The sequence below is a fragment of the Bacteroidota bacterium genome (assembly GCA_019637975.1).
Classification (GTDB): Bacteria; Bacteroidota; Ignavibacteria; order UBA10030; family UBA6906; genus CAADGV01.
The window spans coordinates 66139-85016 of sequence record JAHBUR010000020.1; the positions used below are offsets into that span (position 1 = coordinate 66139).

16 protein-coding genes are annotated in these 18878 nt (G+C 53.8%); 4 read left to right on the forward strand and 12 right to left on the reverse strand.

Annotated features, from left to right (window positions below):
- Positions 1-40: 40 nt before the first annotated feature.
- From KF749_12045 to KF749_12070, 6 genes are all read right to left on the reverse strand, one after another.
- Positions 41-478 carry a hypothetical protein gene (locus tag KF749_12045; GenBank protein ID MBX2991883.1) on the reverse strand — a complete coding sequence of 146 codons (438 nt, stop codon included), beginning with the start codon at positions 476-478 and terminating at the stop codon, positions 41-43.
- A 304-nt stretch (positions 479-782) separates the two neighbouring features.
- A complete protein-coding gene (locus tag KF749_12050) occupies positions 783-941 on the reverse strand; it encodes a hypothetical protein (GenBank protein ID MBX2991884.1) in 159 nt (52 codons plus the stop codon).
- Positions 942-1012: 71 nt separating this feature from the next.
- Positions 1013-1267 carry a hypothetical protein gene (locus KF749_12055; GenBank protein ID MBX2991885.1) on the reverse strand — a complete coding sequence of 85 codons (255 nt, stop codon included), beginning with the start codon at positions 1265-1267 and terminating at the stop codon, positions 1013-1015.
- Positions 1268-1269: 2 nt separating this feature from the next.
- Positions 1270-1551, reverse strand: a complete 282-nt coding sequence (locus KF749_12060) for a DUF1360 domain-containing protein (GenBank protein ID MBX2991886.1) — start codon at positions 1549-1551, stop codon at positions 1270-1272.
- Between the two features lie 108 nt (positions 1552-1659).
- On the reverse strand, positions 1660-2952 hold the full coding sequence (locus KF749_12065; GenBank protein MBX2991887.1) for a hypothetical protein: 1293 nt from the start codon (positions 2950-2952) through the stop codon (positions 1660-1662).
- A gap of 106 nt (positions 2953-3058) precedes the next feature.
- The gene (locus KF749_12070; GenBank protein MBX2991888.1) at positions 3059-3208 is read right to left on the reverse strand and encodes a hypothetical protein; all 150 of its coding nucleotides are present in this window, start codon (positions 3206-3208) and stop codon (positions 3059-3061) included.
- Between the two features lie 292 nt (positions 3209-3500).
- Here KF749_12070 and KF749_12075 point away from each other — a divergent pair, with 292 nt between their 5' ends.
- The 4 genes from KF749_12075 to KF749_12090 all read left to right on the forward strand — a co-directional run bounded on the left by KF749_12075 (position 3501) and on the right by KF749_12090 (position 8267).
- Entirely contained in the window at positions 3501-4601 is a 1101-nt protein-coding gene (locus tag KF749_12075) for a hypothetical protein (protein MBX2991889.1), read from the forward strand.
- A 110-nt stretch (positions 4602-4711) separates the two neighbouring features.
- Complete coding sequence (locus KF749_12080; GenBank protein ID MBX2991890.1) at positions 4712-5023, forward strand: antibiotic biosynthesis monooxygenase; 312 nt, start codon at positions 4712-4714, stop codon at positions 5021-5023.
- Between the two features lie 47 nt (positions 5024-5070).
- A complete protein-coding gene (locus KF749_12085; protein ID MBX2991891.1) occupies positions 5071-7881 on the forward strand; it encodes a S8 family serine peptidase in 2811 nt (936 codons plus the stop codon).
- 179 nt (positions 7882-8060) lie between these two features.
- Complete coding sequence (locus KF749_12090) at positions 8061-8267, forward strand: type II toxin-antitoxin system HicB family antitoxin (GenBank protein ID MBX2991892.1); 207 nt, start codon at positions 8061-8063, stop codon at positions 8265-8267.
- Positions 8268-8367: 100 nt separating this feature from the next.
- On the opposite strand, the gene KF749_12095 is transcribed toward KF749_12090, so the two are convergent.
- The 6 genes from KF749_12095 to KF749_12120 all read right to left on the reverse strand — a co-directional run.
- Positions 8368-9039, reverse strand: a complete 672-nt coding sequence (locus KF749_12095; protein MBX2991893.1) for a response regulator transcription factor — start codon at positions 9037-9039, stop codon at positions 8368-8370.
- A gap of 45 nt (positions 9040-9084) precedes the next feature.
- Entirely contained in the window at positions 9085-9561 is a 477-nt protein-coding gene (locus KF749_12100) for a hypothetical protein (protein MBX2991894.1), read from the reverse strand.
- A gap of 73 nt (positions 9562-9634) precedes the next feature.
- Positions 9635-9892 (reverse strand): ATP-binding protein, encoded by a 258-nt coding sequence (locus tag KF749_12105; GenBank protein MBX2991895.1) that lies wholly within the window; start codon positions 9890-9892, stop codon positions 9635-9637.
- A 53-nt stretch (positions 9893-9945) separates the two neighbouring features.
- On the reverse strand, positions 9946-12759 hold the full coding sequence (locus KF749_12110) for a hypothetical protein (GenBank protein ID MBX2991896.1): 2814 nt from the start codon (positions 12757-12759) through the stop codon (positions 9946-9948).
- 73 nt (positions 12760-12832) lie between these two features.
- On the reverse strand, positions 12833-17425 hold the full coding sequence (locus tag KF749_12115; protein ID MBX2991897.1) for a DEAD/DEAH box helicase: 4593 nt from the start codon (positions 17423-17425) through the stop codon (positions 12833-12835).
- Positions 17426-17589: 164 nt separating this feature from the next.
- Positions 17590-18878 (reverse strand): T9SS type A sorting domain-containing protein (locus KF749_12120; GenBank protein ID MBX2991898.1); only part of this gene is annotated, 1289 nt, incomplete at its 5' end.

Genomic DNA, 18878 nt, shown 5'->3' on the forward strand with positions numbered 1-18878 from the left:
TTGGTTTGCCCGGAAACGAGGACGCAGGTTCGGGCAGCAGTTATGATGCGGTTTGTTTGCCGCCTTTGTAGATCATTCCCGCAAGAATACCCAGCAATATGCATGAGACAAACATGCTGATCCCCCACGCAATAATGACTTTCCCCTGATAATAGAACACAGCATGATCAAGGAACATCTTCGGAAAACCGACCAGCGCACCGATCAGCGCGCCGTAGCGAAGTCCTTCCCCGATCCCCGGCTTGCCTTCATGCCCGAGGGCAAAGATATAGCAGAACAACCCAGAAAACAGGGCATACCCGATATACATCCAGTGCATGCGACTCATCATGTCTTCCGGCGAGCGCCAGTAGTGGGAGTACTCCGCGTACCAATCGGACAACAGAACCCCGTGAATGATGTATTGGATCGCGGACATGACAACAAACACCGCCACTGTAGCAATGGCCCATTGCTTCACGTTGAGATTGGAGTTCATAACTCCTCCTCAGTAGTTGTTGGTTGATGTGGTGATTTTTCCCCGGCACGTACCGTTGTACTGCAAAGTGCGGATGACCGTACTATGCAAAAAACCTCCCCGCGACCGGAGCGATGACTCATTGTCATCCCTGCTCGTGCACGATTCGGGAGGTTTCATGGTGTATCCTTCGAATATCAATTACTCGAAAGATAACAGATTTCGGGTCAAGAAATGAAAGGCAAGACGACTCGCCCTTGAGCGTTGGTCAGATGCTCTCTGCCCGAAGGCAGTCGGAAACGAGTCGTCGTTGTGGAGAGATTCGTTACTGCAGAATCAAATCATCGATGTCGTAGCGCTTGGGCTCGTATGGCAATTCCCCCTTCGTGCCGTTCGCCTGTACAGGCGGCGTTGTGCGTGTCCGAAGCACCTTTTCGGCTGCAACAGCAAGCGTGAATAACGACAATGCAAATAGTGTTTTCATGATCTTCCTTAAATCTTTCCTTCAATATACGTTACCAAACTGCTTTCGGGCATACCGCGTTTGGGGTATTTTCAGAGCTGCTTCAGGCTTGGCATCGCTAGCAGCAGGTTCCTGTCCCGCTCATCCACTTCTACGACATGTCCCGGCCGCTCAAACCAGTACCTCTTTCCCGAAACAAATCCATGCACTGTCAGGCTTGAGTTTCCATTGTACTCGAACAGCACAATGCTCTTCTTCGGGGGCCAGGGTTGTATCAAACGGGCATCTGCAGGTTGAGCTGTTGCAGACTTCTGAAGCAGTCTCCGTTGTTTGCCGCAACACGCCATTGTCACATCTCCTTATGAGTTACGCGTTGAAGAATAATAGCGCCCGCCGAAAGCGATAGCCACAACATCACACCTTCGCTCCAGCTTCCGGCGAGCCACCAACTGAATGGGATCGCAATCCAAATACTCAAGCAGTAGAAACAATCCATCAACTTTCCGAAGAACCCGTTTCCGGCTACCCGGCGCAGGTGAACTACCGCATCCCAAGGGCCGTCTTCGGCCTGAAGCAAGTGCGTCAGGCGCCAGACGGAAAGAACTGCCAACACAAACCAGTAAAATTCCATGTTGCAAGATGTCGATTCCTGTGCTTTGTCACCATACCGTATTCGCGGTAAAACCCTTCGGCGCGCCGGGCTTATCCCACCAAAGCCCGACGCGCCATCACGTCACAGCTATGCCGGCTGCTCTTCCTCTTCTTCAGGGCATGGGCAGCAGCGGTATTCCTGGGATTTTTCCAGCAATTCGATCTTCTTCTTCAGAAGTTCGTTTTCGAGATGCTTCCGTTCGAGGTCAAGATCGATTCCCTTTGCAACGCTGTCTTCGCATGTGTCGCATTCATCAAGACATCCCTTTACGATCATACCCGGAGTCGGCAGCGAACTCTTCCGCTCGAACGAAAACTCCCGCACAATCCGCTCGGAGATTTTGCCGTTGGCCGCAATCAATCCCTGCTTTCTCAGATTTGCATCAACCTCGTTCAGGGCTTCTTGCCGGAGATTTTCGGGAATCGGCTGCAATTCGCCTACAAAAATCTGCCTGCCGGTTGCAAGCCTGAGCTTGGCAGCTTCACTTTGCCGGCCGAGTTCTTCGAGTTTCAGGCGGTTTTCGGATGTTGCCAGAACGGCGTTCGGAATCGTTCCCACATCACCGTCGGCGAGGAACTGGTTGTTCGTGATTCTCGTGTCGGCGGCAGGGTCAATCACGCGGCGCTCGATGGCAATCAGCTTGAAGCGGACAATCTGCGTTTTGTTGATTTGGTAGAAGAAGTAGGTGATTGCATGGCATTTGTTCGGGTTCGTGAATTCACGCGAGGCCGATTCAAAATGATCTTCCGACTCGCCCTCCTGGTGCGTCCGGCTTGAGACTTCGCCCACGGAAACCGAGCTTGCCGCACGGGTTCCCATCTCGGCCCGGCGGTCGGATGACGAAACGTGCTGTGACAATTCCCTGATGAACGAACTCGTTGACGATGCCTCGTACGAGCCGCTGACATCCACCGAAGCGCCGCCGAAGAAGCTCTGAATTGCTCCGCTTGTGCCGAGATGTCCTTTCGACGAGCCGCGGCTGCTGCTGCTGGCGCTCGATTGGTCACGCACGGAAATGTCGGACATGAAGTCGTGCATGCTTGCCATGTAGTACCGCGACTCGGACGTTTGCTCGTTGCGGTAGCTCAGTTTGCTTTCACTGTCGAACGAAAAACGGGTCCGGCGATCCGAGGTAAACAGCCGTACCTTCTCACCGGGCAACAGCGTGGTGCTGTACACCAGATCGCCAAGCGCCATCGGGCCGGGGCAGCGTTCCATTCGTGCGTGAATTGCCACCTCCACCTGAACAGGCCGCCCGTTGGCGACGACTCGTGTCGTATGCTTCAGCCGGTAGTGGAAATCGAGCGAGTCACATGCGGCATCGGTTTCCAGTTCCGGGCAGCACGTCAGCGCGTTGGGGTTTTCGTGTTCGGTTGCCATACATCCTCCCTGCAAATCTTGTGATTGATATAGTTGGGTTACTTGTGCGGCACAAATATAGCCTCACGAAGAGGCCCGAACCATGCCGCCGATACGGTATTCGAATCTATTGGCAACTGATGATGAGTTCCTCATCGAGATTGCGGCTGTAGGTTACCGCGAACCACGCCTGAAATTCCATCTCGACTTCAATCAGGATGCTGATGAGCACCCGCTCTTTGTGCGGCAGATTTGCCGGCAGGAATGTGTTGTGCATGATGTCTCCGTTGATAATCCTTATGCAAAGATAGGTCTGAGAAGGAGGGAAGAACATACCGCGAGTACGGTAAATTGAGGTTTTTTGTTGATTATTTGAGGGAGGATTGGTAAGGTATTGAGGCTGCAATGCCGCTAAGGGGTTGCAGGATAATCAAATGGTAGGCCTTTGGGGTCTATGCGATAACCATGAAATGCTAGTCACAAAAATCATTGGGGACTGTCCGAAATGTCATGCCCCAGCATCTTTCGGAAATGTTTTCATAAACCGACGGACGCTTACACGTGGTTGCATGCGATGTGAATACTCGCAGCAACTGTATCTGCCAGAACTGTCAAAGTTAGTTATTTACCTCGACCAGTTCTTTCTTTCACATGCATTTCGCTCAAAAGTCGCCGAATTCGTTGACTGTGTTGAACTGATCTCAGAGCTAGCTCATAACCAGTTGATCGTTTGTCCAATGTCCTCTGTTCATGAGACCGAAACCCACCAATGGAGGGACTCACGGGCTGACGAACTTTGGAAGTTCATCAAAAGAACATCGAGAGGTCAGGCCTTTGAACCAACTTATAGGGTCAAGCATGATCAGATTATGCGAGGCTTCACAAGATACCTCTCCCAGGATACGGCTAGTTTCCCCATTTCCCGCGAGGATGCACTTGATGATATAAACGTCTGGGATGACTACTTCTGGATTGACACAGGCGGCAAACCTGACAACGTGGAACTTACGCGCAAGCTCAAAGACGAAGCGGTCACGGGCTTAGTGGGCCTATTCCCAAAATGGAGAAAAAGCGAAATGAGTTTTGAAGACCATCAGGCATACGAACTCCGTTCGGGCGGCAACGGTTACATACAACTCTATCTTCAGAAGTGGAATCGGTTGGCATCGGGTGACCTTTCCGCAATCTACAATTCACCCATTGACTCCCAGATTGTTGAGAACATGGTTCGGCATCTTGAAGATGAGAAAGGGGCAAACCCGCTACTCATTGCTCAGACTTTCTTTGCATCCCAGTACTATGCGCGCGTACCGTATGAGTACATTTCTTCGGGTATCATAACAGTTCTCCGAGACAGGGTCAAAACCGGCCAGTTCTCAAATCCAGAGAAGGCCATTGACCGCTTGCAAGGTCTGTTCTTTGACATGGATTTCATTGCAGCCTATGCGCCTTACTGTGACGCAATGTTTGTGGATGCAGCGATGCTACCCCTTGTGACCGACGAACGCCTTGAACTTCAATCAAAGTATGGGGTCAAGTTCTTTGCCAAAACAAATTGGAACGCTTTCTTGGCGTATTTGGAGTCTATCAAAACTCGCAAGACTCCGGAATTAGCGAGAGCAATAGATTTGGTCTACCCAAGAACGAAAGGCATTAGGGCAAAGGCCTAACCCTTTTCAATAGCAAAAGGCAATCGGAGGCGCTCCTCCCCGCGTGAAGTGAGCAGTTACTTCACGATATGTGGTATTGGTCAAAAATGTTCATTGACGCAATCAGTATAATGGTCAACCCAACGTACCTGCGCATCTGGCAATTCCGTCCGAACCCGCAAAAGGTCTCTGAATTTGTGGATGTGTACGGCCCGAACGGCGAGTGGGCAAAGCTCTTTCGTCGGGCGGAAGGTTATATTGAAACCGAGCTTGTGCAGTCAGCAACAGATCCCTCCATTTACGTAACGATTGATCGTTGGAGGGATGGGGAATCGTGGGAAGCGTTCAAATCCGCCTACGGCGAAGCATACGCTGAATTGGACTGGCAATGCGAGTCCCTCACGATTGAAGAGCGTGAGGTTGGGAATTTCAAGACGACGTAAGAATCAGCAGATCACTTTCAATCACTACAAAACATAAGGAATCACGAATGAAATCTATCATCTACTCTTTCGTTATCCTCTTTACGCTGGGTGTGGCGAACGCCCAGCCGTTGCAGCGTCTCGATCCGCTGCTCGCTGAAAAACTTGCTCATCTCGACGAAACAACTCCCGTCGCCATCATCATCGTCCTCGCCGATCAGGTTGATGTAAATACAATGGGAGATGCGTTCAAGGCAGCGCGGGCATCCAAAGAAGTACGGCACGTGCAAGTTGTGACGGCCCTCCAGCAAAAAGCCGCGGCAACGCAAGGCCCCATCCTCCAGCATCTCGCGGCACGACAATCCGCCGGAAGCATCATCAAGTACGAGCCGATGTGGATTGTGAATATGGTATTTGCCTCGGCAACGAAGCAGGCTGTGTACGAGTTGGCGGAGCGGACAGATGTTGAGATGATATTTGAAGACGGGTTGCTGCAACTTGATGAACCGGTTGATTCATCGCCCGCCTCGCCCTCGTCGCCCGGCTCGGCAGAGCCAAACCTGCGCGCAATCAATGCGAACAGGTTGTGGGATTTGGGATATACCGGACAGGGAACGCTTGTTATGAACATCGATACGGGCGTCAATGGCGTACATCCCGCGCTTGCATCCCGTTGGCGCGGAAATCAGCCCGGCGTGCTGTGGTATCATGCATGGCACGACCAGCGAGTGCCAGCGTCATCTGTGCCGCTTGATTACGGCTCCACGAAACACGGCTCGCACACAATGGGCATTATGATGGGACTCGATCCCGTTACTGCCGACACGATTGGTGTTGCGCCAAGCGCGTTATGGATTGCTTCGCCGACGATCGACGTCGGATTCAGTCCGCACACAAGCTACACATTGAAGGCGTTCCAATGGGCAGCCGATCCGGACAGCAATCTTGCCACGTCCGATGACGTTCCTGATGTGATTTCGAATTCCTATCAAGACCCGAACGTGAGCGCCACCGAATGCAGCGGCGCGGCGGGCTATTGGGCTGCCGTTGATGCGCTTGAGGCGATGGGTACGGCGGTAATCTGGTCGGCAGGGAATGCAGGCTCCGGCGCTTCGACGATCACTCCCCCGAAGAACAGAATCACCACCAACGTGAACTTCTTTGCCGTCGGAAATCTGAACACCACAACGGCACAGCCTTGGGTTATCTCGAGTACAAGCAGCCGCGGCCCGTCAAAATGCGACAACACCGTAGTCAAGCCGGAAGTGGTAGCCCCCGGCACTACCATCCGCTCGGCGCTTGCGGGCACTTCGTACGGCAATCTCTCCGGAACATCAATGGCATCGCCGCATGTCGCGGGTGCATTGGCTCTGTTGCGCAGCGCAAATCCCGCGTTCACCTGCTCGGAGTTGAAGGAAGTTCTCTACAACACCGCAATTGACTACGGCGTTGTTGGGGAGGACAACACGTACGGCAACGGCTTTATTGATCTCTGGGCGGCTTTCCAGCAAATCTCTGTCGCCAATCCCCGCATCGAGGGGACGGTTGTTAATGCGTCAGGTGACACTCTTTCGGATGTGTCCGTGGAGAATATCACCACCGGCATCACCGTGAAGACGAACCAGCGGGGATTCTTCCGGTTCGTTCTGCAGGATACAGGCGTGTACAGGATTCGCTTCACGAAATTGGGATTCTTCACAACGATCGACACGGTTCAGGTGCCTCACGATTCAACCACGTATACTCGTAATATTACCCTGGCCTCAACTCCGCCCCCGGCGGTTGGCGTCAATCCTCCCTCCATCATTTTGAATATCTCGCACGGCGACAGCGCAACACGGACTCTGACGGTGAGCAACACCGGCATTTCAACAAGCCAGCTTGCATACAGTCTCAGCATCACCGGCGGCATCGGGGGACTTCTCGAGGATCCCGTCGGGACTTCGGCTTCGACGTTCAGTGGATCGAATTTGGTTCGGGGAAACCGCTACCAAGCCACACGCCGGACGACGCTGAAGGAAATCAAATCATATCACGTCATTGGCACATCTACGCAAATGCGCTTTGCCGTGTATGAAAGCAGCACGCCGACCGGTTCATACACCCGCATCTTCGACGGGCCTCCGGTAACTTCGGGGACGGGCACGGGCTTCTTTGGTTCGGGGCCAATAAGTGTTCAACTTGATTCGGGCAAATACTATTTGATCGGGGCGGGATGGCAGGGAAGCATAACGTATTACAACAGCACGTCATCGGCAACGCCGGTCGGGTTCGGGACTGCGTTGTCGGGGTTCACCGCCTCATATCCGCCGCCGGCGAGCATCACCATCAGCAGCACTACGACGGCTTTCTATCGGGGCGCCGTTGTTACAACGAGCGGCCAGTTCATCACCGTGACGAATGCGCAAGGCGATACGCTGGGAGGCGGTCTCAGCAGCGATCATACGGTGAAAGTCGTAACGCAATATCTCGATCCGGCAGGAGGGCCCTATTCGGGGCATATCGTGGTGACCTCGAACGATACGGCGCAGGCAACTGTGCTGATTCCCGTGTCGGTGGATTTTACGACCGGAGTTCCCGAACGGACGGGCATTCCCGCAACGTACGCGCTGCGTCAGAACTATCCCAATCCGTTCAATCCCTCCACAACCATCAACTTCGATTTGCCGGAGGCGTCTCACGTTTCACTCGTTGTGTTTGATGTGTTGGGAAGAAGAGTGGCGGAAGTTGCCAACGGTCAGTTCGATGCGGGATATCGTTCGGTTGTGTGGCAGGCGGGGAATCTCGCGAGCGGCGTTTACTTCGTCCGCTTCAATGTATCGGATGCAAAAGGACTCAACAGGTATTCGACGATCGCCAAGTTGATGTTGATGAAGTGAGTTTGAGTTTTTGGGATTGGGGGACACGACGGAGTCGTGTCCCTACACAAATCTCTCTGGTAGGTACGAATAAAAGCCCGGCACCCACTTACAGGCGAGCCGGGCTTTGGTTTCTCCAGTGAAAGGAACTGATTGCTTCTTTCCCAGCGTTCAGCGATATTTGTGCAAGGAGGATCGAAATGAAGTTTACTGTAACAATTACCCGCGACGAAGATGGCGTGTATATAGCTGAATGCCCCGCAATTCCAGGTTGCATAAGTCAGGGCAAAACGGAAGACGAAGCGCAGCGCAACATTCAGGATGCGATCAAAGAGTGCCTTGAAGTCCGTGCAGAAATGGGCATGCCACTCACTGTTATGACTCGACAAGTTGAGGTTGTGGTCTAATGCCCCCGATTCCTCTGCTTCGCCCACGGGATGTGATTAAGATCCTTGAGAAGTTCGGTTGGAACGCACAAAAAAGCCCGGTTCTTGCCGGGCTTTTTTGTCACAACAACTTTTCCTTCAACGCCTTTGCCACTGCCTCGCTGCGCGAGTGTACCTGCATTTTCTCGTAAATGTTCTTCATATGCGTGTCAATCGTGTAGTAGGCGAGAAAGAGTTTGTCGGCGATTTGCTTTTTGGTGAGGCCGTCAATCAGAAGCTTGAGGATTTCCTTCTCACGCGTCGTCAAGCCGTAGTCGGCTTCGGGGACGGTGAATTTGGTGAACATCGTCAGCACTTTGCGCGCAATTTGCGCATTCATTGGAGCGCCGCCCCCAACCACTTCCTTCACCGCCTGCACAATCTCCTCCGGCATTGCATTCTTCAGCAAGTAGCCGTTTGCCCCGGCGCAGATCGCATTGAACACTTCCTGATCTCCCTCCTTGATGGTAATGATAATGATGTCGGTTGCAGGGGAGATGGCTTTGATCCGTTTCACTCCTTCGATGCCGCTCATGCCCGGCAGCCCTATATCCATCAATACCACTTCGGGCGCGTACTCATCTTCCAGCGCCTTCAATGCTTCTTCTACAGACGAGAATGCCTGTTTGCACTCGAAGCCCGGCGTATCGCCGAGAAGCGAGCAGATCGCCGTTCTGAAAAATTCATCATCTTCAACAACCCAGAGGCTGATGGTATCAATGGTATTGATGAATTGTCGTTTTGCTGCCGCCATGTCAGAACATTATCTGTGTGAATCTGTGTAATTGGCTGTACACATTTATTCAGTCGGGATTCCGACGTACACTCCTGTTGTATCACCACCTTCTGCAAAGTTTGCAACCTCAACCCAACGGATGTGGGGCAAGCCGTCTTCATTCTGAACCTGCAGAACAGGCGGTCCGCCCACCGCAACAGTATTCGAGGCGAACGTGAATGTCCGGTGACGTTCCGGGGTTTCAAGATTCGATCTCCTCATGTTGCCGCTTCGGGACGAGTAAATCCCCCAGCCGATTGTCGGCGGGAGCTGGCCGCCTGCTTTGATGTTGAGATGGCCATTTTCGACCACCACAAGCAACAACCCGATTCCTTTCACTTCCTTCCGGATTGTCGTATCGGGAAGAATCTGGCGCGTGCTGAGCGGGAACGTAACCTGAAGCTGTCCCGGTGTTGGCTGCTGCTCTGCCGGCGTACAGCCGACGGCGATGAGCGTGGTTGACGCAACTGCGAGAAGGAGAACGACAAGCGAAGCTCTCATTGTACTTGCTCCTGAAAAGTGAAACGAACAGTGAACTAATGAACTCATTCCTGAGCGGAAACGCATACCGCGATTACGGTATTTTGAACGAAAGCTCCGTCGTGGTGCCTTTCCCGACCGAACTCATGATATTGATTTTTCCGCCCAATTTCTCTGCACGGCGGCGCAAGTTGTCGAGTCCGTGCCCCTTCTTAATCTTCTCTTCATCAAACCCGACTCCGTCATCGGCAATCGTCAGCAGAAAAATCTCTTTCTGAATCTGAACGCAAATGGAGATGTGGGAAGCCTTCGCGTGTTTGATGGTGTTGTTCAGAATCTCGCGGAAAATCATCAGGAGATTGTGCCGGAACTCCGCGCCGAGAATCTTGTGGCCGGTCTGCCCGTCTAAGCGTTTCTGAACGTGTATTCGGCCCGCGAGGAGCGTGACGCGGTATCTTCATCTTCAGAATCGTTGCATCTAACGTCATGTTCGGGGTTCACCCAGACGATGTTGCGCAACGCATCGGCCGCGCTGCGGGCGGCGGATGTTGCGGTAGCAAGATGGCCGGAGTCTTTCGTCTCTTCGGGCAATCGCCGCCGGACGACGTCAGTGATCATGGCGATGCTGCTCAGACTGCTGCCGATATCGTCATGCAAATCGCTTGCAATGCGGACACGCATCCGTTCCATCTCCAACAGTTTTGCAACACGGTAGTTGTAGATTGCCGCGCCGATGCCGATCAACACGCCTGCTGCGAGCAACCGGAACCACCATGTTTGCCACCATGGGGGATTGATGGTGATGGTGATACTGCTTCCTTCCGTGTTCCACACGCCGTGATTGTTCGAGCCGATTACGCGGAACACATACGTGCCGGGCTGCAAAGCGGGATAGCTCGCATAGCGGCGTGTTCCCGACTTCACCCATTCGTGGTCCAATTCCTCCATCTTGTACGCGTAGAGATTTCGAGAAGGATTGGTATAATCGAGGGAGGAGATGACGAACGAAAGGAAGTTCTCGTTATAGCCTAACGTGAACGAAGGATTCCGTTCTCCCGCCGAGAATGCCGCATACGGATTTTCGAAGATGTTGAAAGCAGAAACCACTACCGGCGGCGGATTGCCATTCTCAATAAGACTATCAGGGTGAAAGTAGCTGAGCCCGTGTTGACTTCCAAGATAGAACGTGCCGTCGGCCCCGGTGAAATGCGCATCAGTGAAATCATCACTCAAGAATCCGTCGTTCGAATCGAAGGTGATGAACGACTTGCGTTGCGGATTGAATTTGCAGATGCCGCGTGTTGTCACAAGCCAGAAGTTCTTGCGCGAGTCACGGAGAATAGAACGAATGTAATCCGAAGGCAATCCGTCGCTTCGGAAGTAGCGTGTGAAGCGCCCTGTGGCAGGGTCGAGGCTGTTCAGGCCGTTTGCCGTTCCAACCCAGATTCTTCCCGAAACATCTTCTTCAATTGCATACACTCTGTCGTTCGAAATGCTGTTTTGATCAGAGGGATGGTTGAAGTAGCGGGCGAATTTCATGGTCGAACGGTTCAACGCATTCAATCCGCCTCCTTCGGTTCCAATCCACAAAATTCCTTTGCTGTCTTCGAGTAACGTGCTCACCCGGTCGCTGCTCAGACTTGCCGAGTCGGCGGGATTGTTTTTGAATTGACGGAATCTTCCCGTTGCGGGGTTCAACATATTCAGTCCGCCTGAATGAACACCATCGGTCGAAGTCGCAATCCACAGCATTCCATCCGAAGTTTCGAGTATCTCATCAATCGCATTGCTGCTGATAGTTTCGCCCGACAGTTCGATGGAGAGAAATATCGCAAAGCGGTTCGTTCTTTGATCGAGCATTGCGAGTCCACTGCTTGCTGTTCCTACCCACAGGTTTCCGTTCCGGTCGATGCGGAGCGCGCTGACGTTGTCTTCCGGCAGACTGTGTGGATTGCGGGGCTCGTTCCGAAATCGTTTGACCGCGCCGGTTCGCATGTTCACGGCATCCAGCCCGCCGCCGAATGTCCCGACCCAGAGTGTTCCGCTTGCGTCTCCGGCAACCGACCAGACGGCTCCCTTGCTTATGCCCCCGTCTTGCACAGCATCGTGACGCAAGTGACGGATTGCCTGTTGACGTTCGGTGTTCAGTTTCGAGACGCCGCCCCCTTCCGTTCCAATCCACAAACCTCCCGCATTGTCGGTGAACATACAGCGAATCACATCACTGCTGAGGCTTGAAGTTTGTGCTGCGTCGGCAACGGATCGGGCAAACGTTCCCTTCAGCGGATCGAAGCGGAACACGCCCATCCCTTGCGTTCCAATCCAGAACGTCCTTTTCATTACTGTGTATGCTTCGCCCATCGCATAAACAGGAAAGGCAGATTGGGCAGAAGATCGCTGAGGCGAGAAGCGTGTAAACGTGCCGCGAGCCTCGTCGAATCTGTTCAGGCCGTTGTCGGTGCCCGCCCAAACGAATCCGTCGGCATCGACAAACAATGCTTTGACGCCGTTGTTGCTCAGAGATGAGAGGTCGGAAGGATTGTGCGTGAACCGTGTGAATCGTGTACGCGTCGGGTCGAGCATGCTCAGGCCGCCGTTTGCGGTCCCGATCCAGAGCCGTCCCGATTTGTCCTCCACCAGCGAGCGGATGTTGTTGTCGGCGGGACTGTTTGGGTCCGACGGGTCATGGCGGAAATGCGAGAACCGTCCCGTCAAAAGGTCGAGCCTGCTCAATCCGTCGAACCACGTCCCGATCCAAAGATTGCCGGAAGCGTCGCGGCAGATTGCTTTGATTTGGTTCGAGGCGATGCTGTTCGAGTCGGATGGATGATGGATGAACCGCTGGATTTTTTCTGTCGAGAGGGAAAGCCTGTTCAGTCCGCCGCTGAACGTGCCGATCCAAAGATTGCCGTCGCCGTCTTCACACAGCGCAAGGACGGCATCATCCGACAGGGAGTTGGTATCGGCGGGATTGTGCTTGAAGATGGTGAACTCATAGCCGTCGAAACGTGCAAGGCCGCCGCTCGTGCCGAACCAGATGAAGCCGCGGCTATCCTGCAGAATGGCATTGACATCGGAATGAGGAAGCCCGCGCTCGACCGAGATGCGGTGAAACGTCTGGGCAGGGAGAGTAGAGAAGACGACGAAGAATCCTGCCGCGAGGATGGCGCGCAGTATGTTCCCGGACTGCCCCCCGCGCCGGATAATCTGTACTCTCACATCTGTTTGCTTGTGGTATGAAAAGGAACCGGATTATCCTAACCAAACGAGCAACGAAAAGCAAGGCACGATGCTACGCATACCCATCATACCGCATCGTCTGGTTCACATCCCGGCGGAATCCCAACGAGGCGAGCAACGGGGCAAGGGGACTTGCAGCAGGTCTCTCGCTGTTGCAGTGCTCAACAACGATCTCTTTGAACGGACGAAGTCCGTCGGGAAGTTTGATGAGTGAGATGAACTGCTTCAATGCAGAAGTAACAACACCGGTTGCGGGTTCACCAATTGTGTGAAGTCGTGCGCCGTTGCCTTCAATCACGAGAACGGGCGTTCCGCGGTGAAACGCAATGTAGTTCGACGGAATGCGGGAGGGTTGAGGCTCGATGGAGAAGCCGCCGACTCCCGCGGGATTGGCCGGATCGCATGCGTTGACGAGAATCGCTTCTTCATCTCCGGCAACTCCGGCTCGCATTCTCCTCAGCGATTCGACGGCGGCGGGAAGCGCATACTGCATTCCCGACAATCCCTCCACAAAATATCCGCGCCGGATTTCTCCCCGCATTTCCATGCGCTGCAATTGCGCTGCAATCATCCCCCACGGAAGAAGTTCCTCTCGCTTGTAGAATTCTCTTGCGAGTATGCCGTAGCGATTCAACAGCAAAACCGCCTGCGCCTCGGCTTTTTCCTCCAACGTCAACTCTGCCCCCAACACGCCCGGCAGATGAACAAGCGACCATCTGCCGCTCCAGCCCGGCACCTGCTTTAACGCCCGCCGTACCGATTGCATTGCTTTGAATCTGTACGGATTGCGTCTTCCTGTTACGAGGTCAATCGGCTCCAACGGTTTCTCTTCGCCCGGCTTTGCAAAGCGTTTGACGGCGAGAAGTTCTGCAAACACGTCGTTGGTAACGAGGCCGTTCCAGAACAATTCGGCGATGCCGTTGTTGATGGCGTCGAGCGAAAGATGCGTGCCGCTTCGAATGTCGTGCAGAAACGAAGCGCCGTTTGCCCGAATATACGTCAGGATGCGGCGAGAGGCTTCCGCAAGTCCGGCTTCAAACTCAGGCGAGAGTTGTTCGAGAAACGCCGAGCCTTCTCCCCGAACAATACACTTGAGCTTTCCCGGCCCGCCGCCCGTCCAGACAATTGTTCCCGCCGAGGTCAGCGACGCAAGCGATTCTCGTGAATAGTTCTTGACTCGTCTGAACAGAATCTCTCTCTCCCAAGCCTCCGCCGGAAGGGGAAGAGCCTGGAATTGTTCCAACACATTCTGAACGCCTTCCGCTCCGATTTCTTGAGTTGAGGGATGAAGCTTCTGCCAATGAAGAAGAAAGTTGGTGAACTCAGCGATGGAAGAGGGTTGGATTTCCTTTCGGAGAATCGTGATGGTTTGGCGGTGAATGCGTTCGAGATTCGTCCGGTACACGAACTGCATTCCGGAAGACTGACCCGCAGCCTTAAATTTCCCTTCGATGATTTCCTTCGCGGTTGCCAACTTTGTGAGAAGGTCACTCACATTCTCATGCTTGAATCCGTAGCGGGCAGTGAGTTCTTGCGAAGAAACAGGTCCGTGACTCTGAAGATAGCGTCTGATGATTGCCGTTTGATTCTGTTCCGAATCTGAATAAGAATAGAGATCATCCTCTTCGCCGGCAATCCATCGTGTGCCGGAAGGGAAGTTCATCCGTATTGCGCGGCCGTTCTTTTCCAACTCGTACAACATCGACAGGTCGCCCTCAACAATCCGCTCTTTGATTTCTTCTTCGGAGAGATCGCCGACACGAAGAAGAATCTCCAACAACTCTTCGGGCGAGCGGGCTTTGTAGCCTTCGGCGGCGTGCTGCAATTGCCGCTCGACGGTTTCAATCGCTTCAGGACGAAGCATCTCGCTCATCGAGTCGAGGTCAACGACTTCGGACAGAAGCTCGCGGTTGACTTCGAGGTAACGGCTCATCCTGTCCGTCTTCGGCTCGTCCCATTCATACATATAGACTTGAATGAAGTCGAAGAGAAGACTTGCGGCGAACGGCGAAGGGACTTCGGTGTGAACAGACTCGACCCGAATCCTCCCTACAACAATCTTCTGTACGATTTCTTTGAAATGCTCAAAGTCGAGAACGTCATTCAGCACATCCCGAATCGTCTCAATCACGATGGGGAAGTCGTTGAATTGCCGGGCGATTTGCAGCAGGTCTTTTGCGCGCAACCGCTGCAACCAAAGGGGTGTGCGCTTGCCCGGCGCAATCTTCGGCATGAGCAATGCGCGGGCGGCGTTCATGCGAAACTGTCCGCCGAAAAGGGGAGAGGAGAGAAGGTCGGTAAGAACGATATCCTCAGCCTCGCTCAACGTGAGATTGTCGGCAAGATTGAGAGGCAACTCGTCGACGTCGGGACAGCGGAGCAGAATGCCGTCATCGTTGTACAGCATCTGCGGCTCCGTACCGATGAGTTGTTGGAGGCGGCGCGAGAAGAGAAGTCCCAACAATCCGTTCACTCTTCTGCCGAACGAAGAATGGATGACGATGCGCGGGTCGCCGACCTCGTCCCGGAATCCTTCAATCACCAACAACTCGCTGTGCGGCACGACGCCGGTGATGTTCTTCTGTTTGAGAAAATACTGCTCGATGTTCCACGCCGCTTTCGAGTCAACGGGGAATTCTGTTTGCAGCCACTTCAGGCAGTCGGGCGAGTCAACGCGGTGACTCATTTCTTTTCTGAAGTCCGCAACCTTGATGCTCAGCTCGAAGCTTCTGCCGATTCCTTCGCCGCGCCAGAAGGGCATCCGTGCAGGCATGCCGGGAGCGGGTGCAACCGTGATTCTGTTAGCATCAATCTCCAACATCCTCCAGACGCTTGAGCCGAGAATGAACGTGTCGCCTGCGCGGCTTTCGTACACAAACTCTTCATCAACTTCGCCGACTTTTGTTTTCCCGTCTTCGAGATACACGCCGAAGTAGCCGCGGTCGGCAATCGTGCCGCCGCTGGTGATGGCAAGCTGCGAACTGCCCGGCAATGCCCGGAGCGTGTTGTTCACCTTGTCCCACGAAATGCGGGCACGAAGCTCACGGAACATCTCGTTCGTGTAGCGGCCTGCTAACATGTTGAGAACGCCGGAGTATAGCTTCCCGGACAAGTCACGATAGCAATATGATTGTTTGATGAGTGAGAAGAGTTCGTCAACGTGCCATTCTTCAACGCTCACCATTGCAACGATCTGTTGGGCGAGAACGTCGAGACAATCTTTCGGGATGTTCGTGAACTCGACATCATGCTGCATCATTGCATGTGACACCACCGCCGACTCGACTAAATCTTCGCGGAATGTCGGGAAGATTCTCCCTTTGCTCGTCGCGGCAATCACATGTCCCGACCGCCCGACACGCTGCAACCCGCGGGCAACACCCTTCGGCGACTGCAGTTGAATGACGAGGTCAATGCTGCCGATATCAATGCCGAGTTCAAGCGACGACGTTGCGACGAGACAGCGGAGGTTGCCGGCTTTGAGTTCGGCTTCCATCTGCTCGCGTGCAGTTCTCGACATCGAGCCGTGGTAGGCCTGCACAAGGTCGTTCCTAGGGATTACGGATTGAGGATTACGGATTTCGGATTGCGGATTGTCAATCGGTGGGGTTGCGGATTGCGAATTGCCAATTGCGAATTGGTTGGAGCTTGGAACTTGAGATTTGGGATTTGGGAGAGCCATCGGCACTGCATACATATTGAACGCCCGTCCCGCGCTTGCCCCCTCATTATTTTCTCCCGTCAGCATTTCATTCAGTTTTGCTGCGACACGTTCGGCAAGCCGCCGGTTGTTCACGAAGATGAGAGTTGTTTTGTGGAGAAGAATCAGTTGCAGAATTTCCGTGAACACCATCGGCCAGACGCTTTCGGCGGGGAGGTCGGAGAAGTCGGGCGGGGCGCATTCCACCATCAAGTCCATCTGCTTCTTCTGTCCCGCATCCACGATGTTTACGGGACGAGGAAGCATCTCGCTGCCGTTCCACATCTGGCCGCCGAGGAATGCCGCAATGTCTTCCAGCGGACGTTGTGTCGCAGATAGCCCGATGCGTACGAAATCTTGTTGAGCAACTTGCTGCAGTCGTTCCAACGTAAGCGAGAGATGCACGCCCCGCTTGTTGTTGCAGACGGAGTGAATCTCATCTACAATCACATATTGAACAGTGGTGAAGATTTTGCGTGCCTGCTTCGATGTGAGCATCAAGTACAACGACTCCGGCGTGGTGATGAGAATATCAGGAGGCTTGCGGATCATCGCGGAGCGGCGATGCTGCGGCGTGTCACCGGTGCGGACTGCGGTAGTGATAGCCGGGAGTTTCAAGCCATCTGCTTCGGCTTCTTGTCTTATTCCCTCAAGAGGCAATTCGAGATTTCGCTGAATGTCATTGTTGAGCGCTTTGAGAGGAGAGACGTAGAGAATGCGAACGCCGGGCGGAAGTTCTTTGGCGAGATGTTGCTCAACGAGATGGTTGATTGCCCAGAGAAACGCGGCGAGTGTCTTGCCCGAACCCGTCGGTGCGAGAATGAGCGTGTGCTTGCCCGAGGAAATGCTCGGCCAGCCTTGTACCTGCGGCGGACTCGGCTCACCGAATGTTTTCTCGAACCACCGCCGGACGGTGGGATGGAAATCGTTGAGGGGAGAGTACATGTGTTGCAAAGCTGACGAAATGCAGAAAATGATCTTGTGGATAATAACGGACGGAGGGGTGAATTGCAAACGGATGCCGAACATGCCGGCAGACGTGACTGCGGAAAACGCAACGGGCGAACCGTGTGATTCGCCCGTTAGCTTAGTACGATTGATGTATTTCTCTATTTCGTCAGTACCAACTTGCTCACCTTATTCAACCGAATATTTCCGCTGCCATCAGTTGCTGCGAAGCGGGCGAAATACACACCGCTCGCGACGCTTGACGCATTCCATGTAGCAGAGTGGTAACCCGCAGCACGTGTGCCATGAACAATTTCAGCAACCTCCCTTCCTACTACGTCATAGATAACCAACGAAACATCAGCGACTTCCGGGAGATCATAGCTGATGGTTGTTGAAGGATTAAACGGGTTCGGGTAGCTCGCACGCAGCGCGAACACCGTCGGTAATGCCGGAGTTGCATTTGCTTTCGCGAGCATTGAACCTTGGGTATTTTCATTCTCTTCGGGTAAGAGCCATTGTTCCAGCACGAAGCGTCTTGCCACACTCATGTTGGCCGACGCGAGCCCGATTGTCACAAGTCTGCCGGTGTAGTTCAGGGAAACGTGGAAGGTCACTACCGTATCTTCCCTGCCTTGGAATATTCTCACCTTCTGCAAGAGAGAACCCGAAGAGGCATCACGGATTTCGAAAGCAACTTGAGCACCCGAGGGTATGATCCCTTTTGTCTTGTATAACAGGGTTGCCTCCAACATACCGACGCCGTTCAGCGGTAGAGTTGTTGCTGCCGAATCGATCTGCCTTCTGTTCGTTACTGCAATCGAGTCTTTGAGCGACGGGAACTGCAGCGGTACTCCGTCGACGGTTGCCGAGAGCAACACGATGTTCATAGAGCCGTTCGGAAACTCGATGTACCCGCCGCGTCCCTCACGTGCCGCCCTAAACCCGTTCGGAGAAAAACGGGCACCCTTGTCTTCCTTACCGCTGGCAATTCCATCTCCTTCCTCCTCATCACTGGCATAGGATATTTGTGCGCGTTGAATGGCATACGGCGCACCTATGATGCCACGTGAGAGCACGATGTCCGATGTGCCACCGGCGGCGCCCCATTGCGGTACACTCACGGAGGGTGTCGTGCCTGCACCGAGAGAGCTTGTTGCATACCAAATGCCCGACAGCCGTTGTGCAAGATACACCGACGAAGCTCCCTGCCATACTAACGCAAGCCCGTACGCGCCATAGTTGTGCGTCAATGAAGGAGAAGCAACGCTGCCCCACACATCCGGCCACACCGTAATTGGCCCGCCGTAGAATTCCCTGAACCGAATGGAGTAGGATGAAGCTAGGCCGGGACCGGAGGACATGCCGTTGTCAATCCAGCTGACGCCATAATGCCCTGTTCCTGCATCGCGAATCCGAACAAGAGAGATCCCGCCGACGCCAGTGCCCG

What these genes read in the sequence shown, in the direction of transcription:
- KF749_12045 (MBX2991883.1), bottom strand. Translation starts at nt 478, where the DNA reads ATGAACTCCAATCTCAACGTGAAGCAATGGGCCATTGCTACAGTGGCG.
- KF749_12050 (MBX2991884.1), bottom strand. Translation starts at nt 941, where the DNA reads ATGAAAACACTATTTGCATTGTCGTTATTCACGCTTGCTGTTGCAGCC.
- KF749_12055 (MBX2991885.1), bottom strand. Translation starts at nt 1,267, where the DNA reads ATGGCGTGTTGCGGCAAACAACGGAGACTGCTTCAGAAGTCTGCAACA.
- KF749_12060 (MBX2991886.1), bottom strand. Translation starts at nt 1,551, where the DNA reads ATGGAATTTTACTGGTTTGTGTTGGCAGTTCTTTCCGTCTGGCGCCTG.
- KF749_12065 (MBX2991887.1), bottom strand. Translation starts at nt 2,952, where the DNA reads ATGGCAACCGAACACGAAAACCCCAACGCGCTGACGTGCTGCCCGGAA.
- KF749_12070 (MBX2991888.1), bottom strand. Translation starts at nt 3,208, where the DNA reads ATGCACAACACATTCCTGCCGGCAAATCTGCCGCACAAAGAGCGGGTG.
- KF749_12075 (MBX2991889.1), top strand. Translation starts at nt 3,501, where the DNA reads ATGCGATGTGAATACTCGCAGCAACTGTATCTGCCAGAACTGTCAAAG.
- KF749_12080 (MBX2991890.1), top strand. Translation starts at nt 4,712, where the DNA reads ATGGTCAACCCAACGTACCTGCGCATCTGGCAATTCCGTCCGAACCCG.
- KF749_12085 (MBX2991891.1), top strand. Translation starts at nt 5,071, where the DNA reads ATGAAATCTATCATCTACTCTTTCGTTATCCTCTTTACGCTGGGTGTG.
- KF749_12090 (MBX2991892.1), top strand. Translation starts at nt 8,061, where the DNA reads ATGAAGTTTACTGTAACAATTACCCGCGACGAAGATGGCGTGTATATA.
- KF749_12095 (MBX2991893.1), bottom strand. Translation starts at nt 9,039, where the DNA reads ATGGCGGCAGCAAAACGACAATTCATCAATACCATTGATACCATCAGC.
- KF749_12100 (MBX2991894.1), bottom strand. Translation starts at nt 9,561, where the DNA reads ATGAGAGCTTCGCTTGTCGTTCTCCTTCTCGCAGTTGCGTCAACCACG.
- KF749_12105 (MBX2991895.1), bottom strand. Translation starts at nt 9,892, where the DNA reads ATGATTTTCCGCGAGATTCTGAACAACACCATCAAACACGCGAAGGCT.
- KF749_12115 (MBX2991897.1), bottom strand. Translation starts at nt 17,425, where the DNA reads ATGTACTCTCCCCTCAACGATTTCCATCCCACCGTCCGGCGGTGGTTC.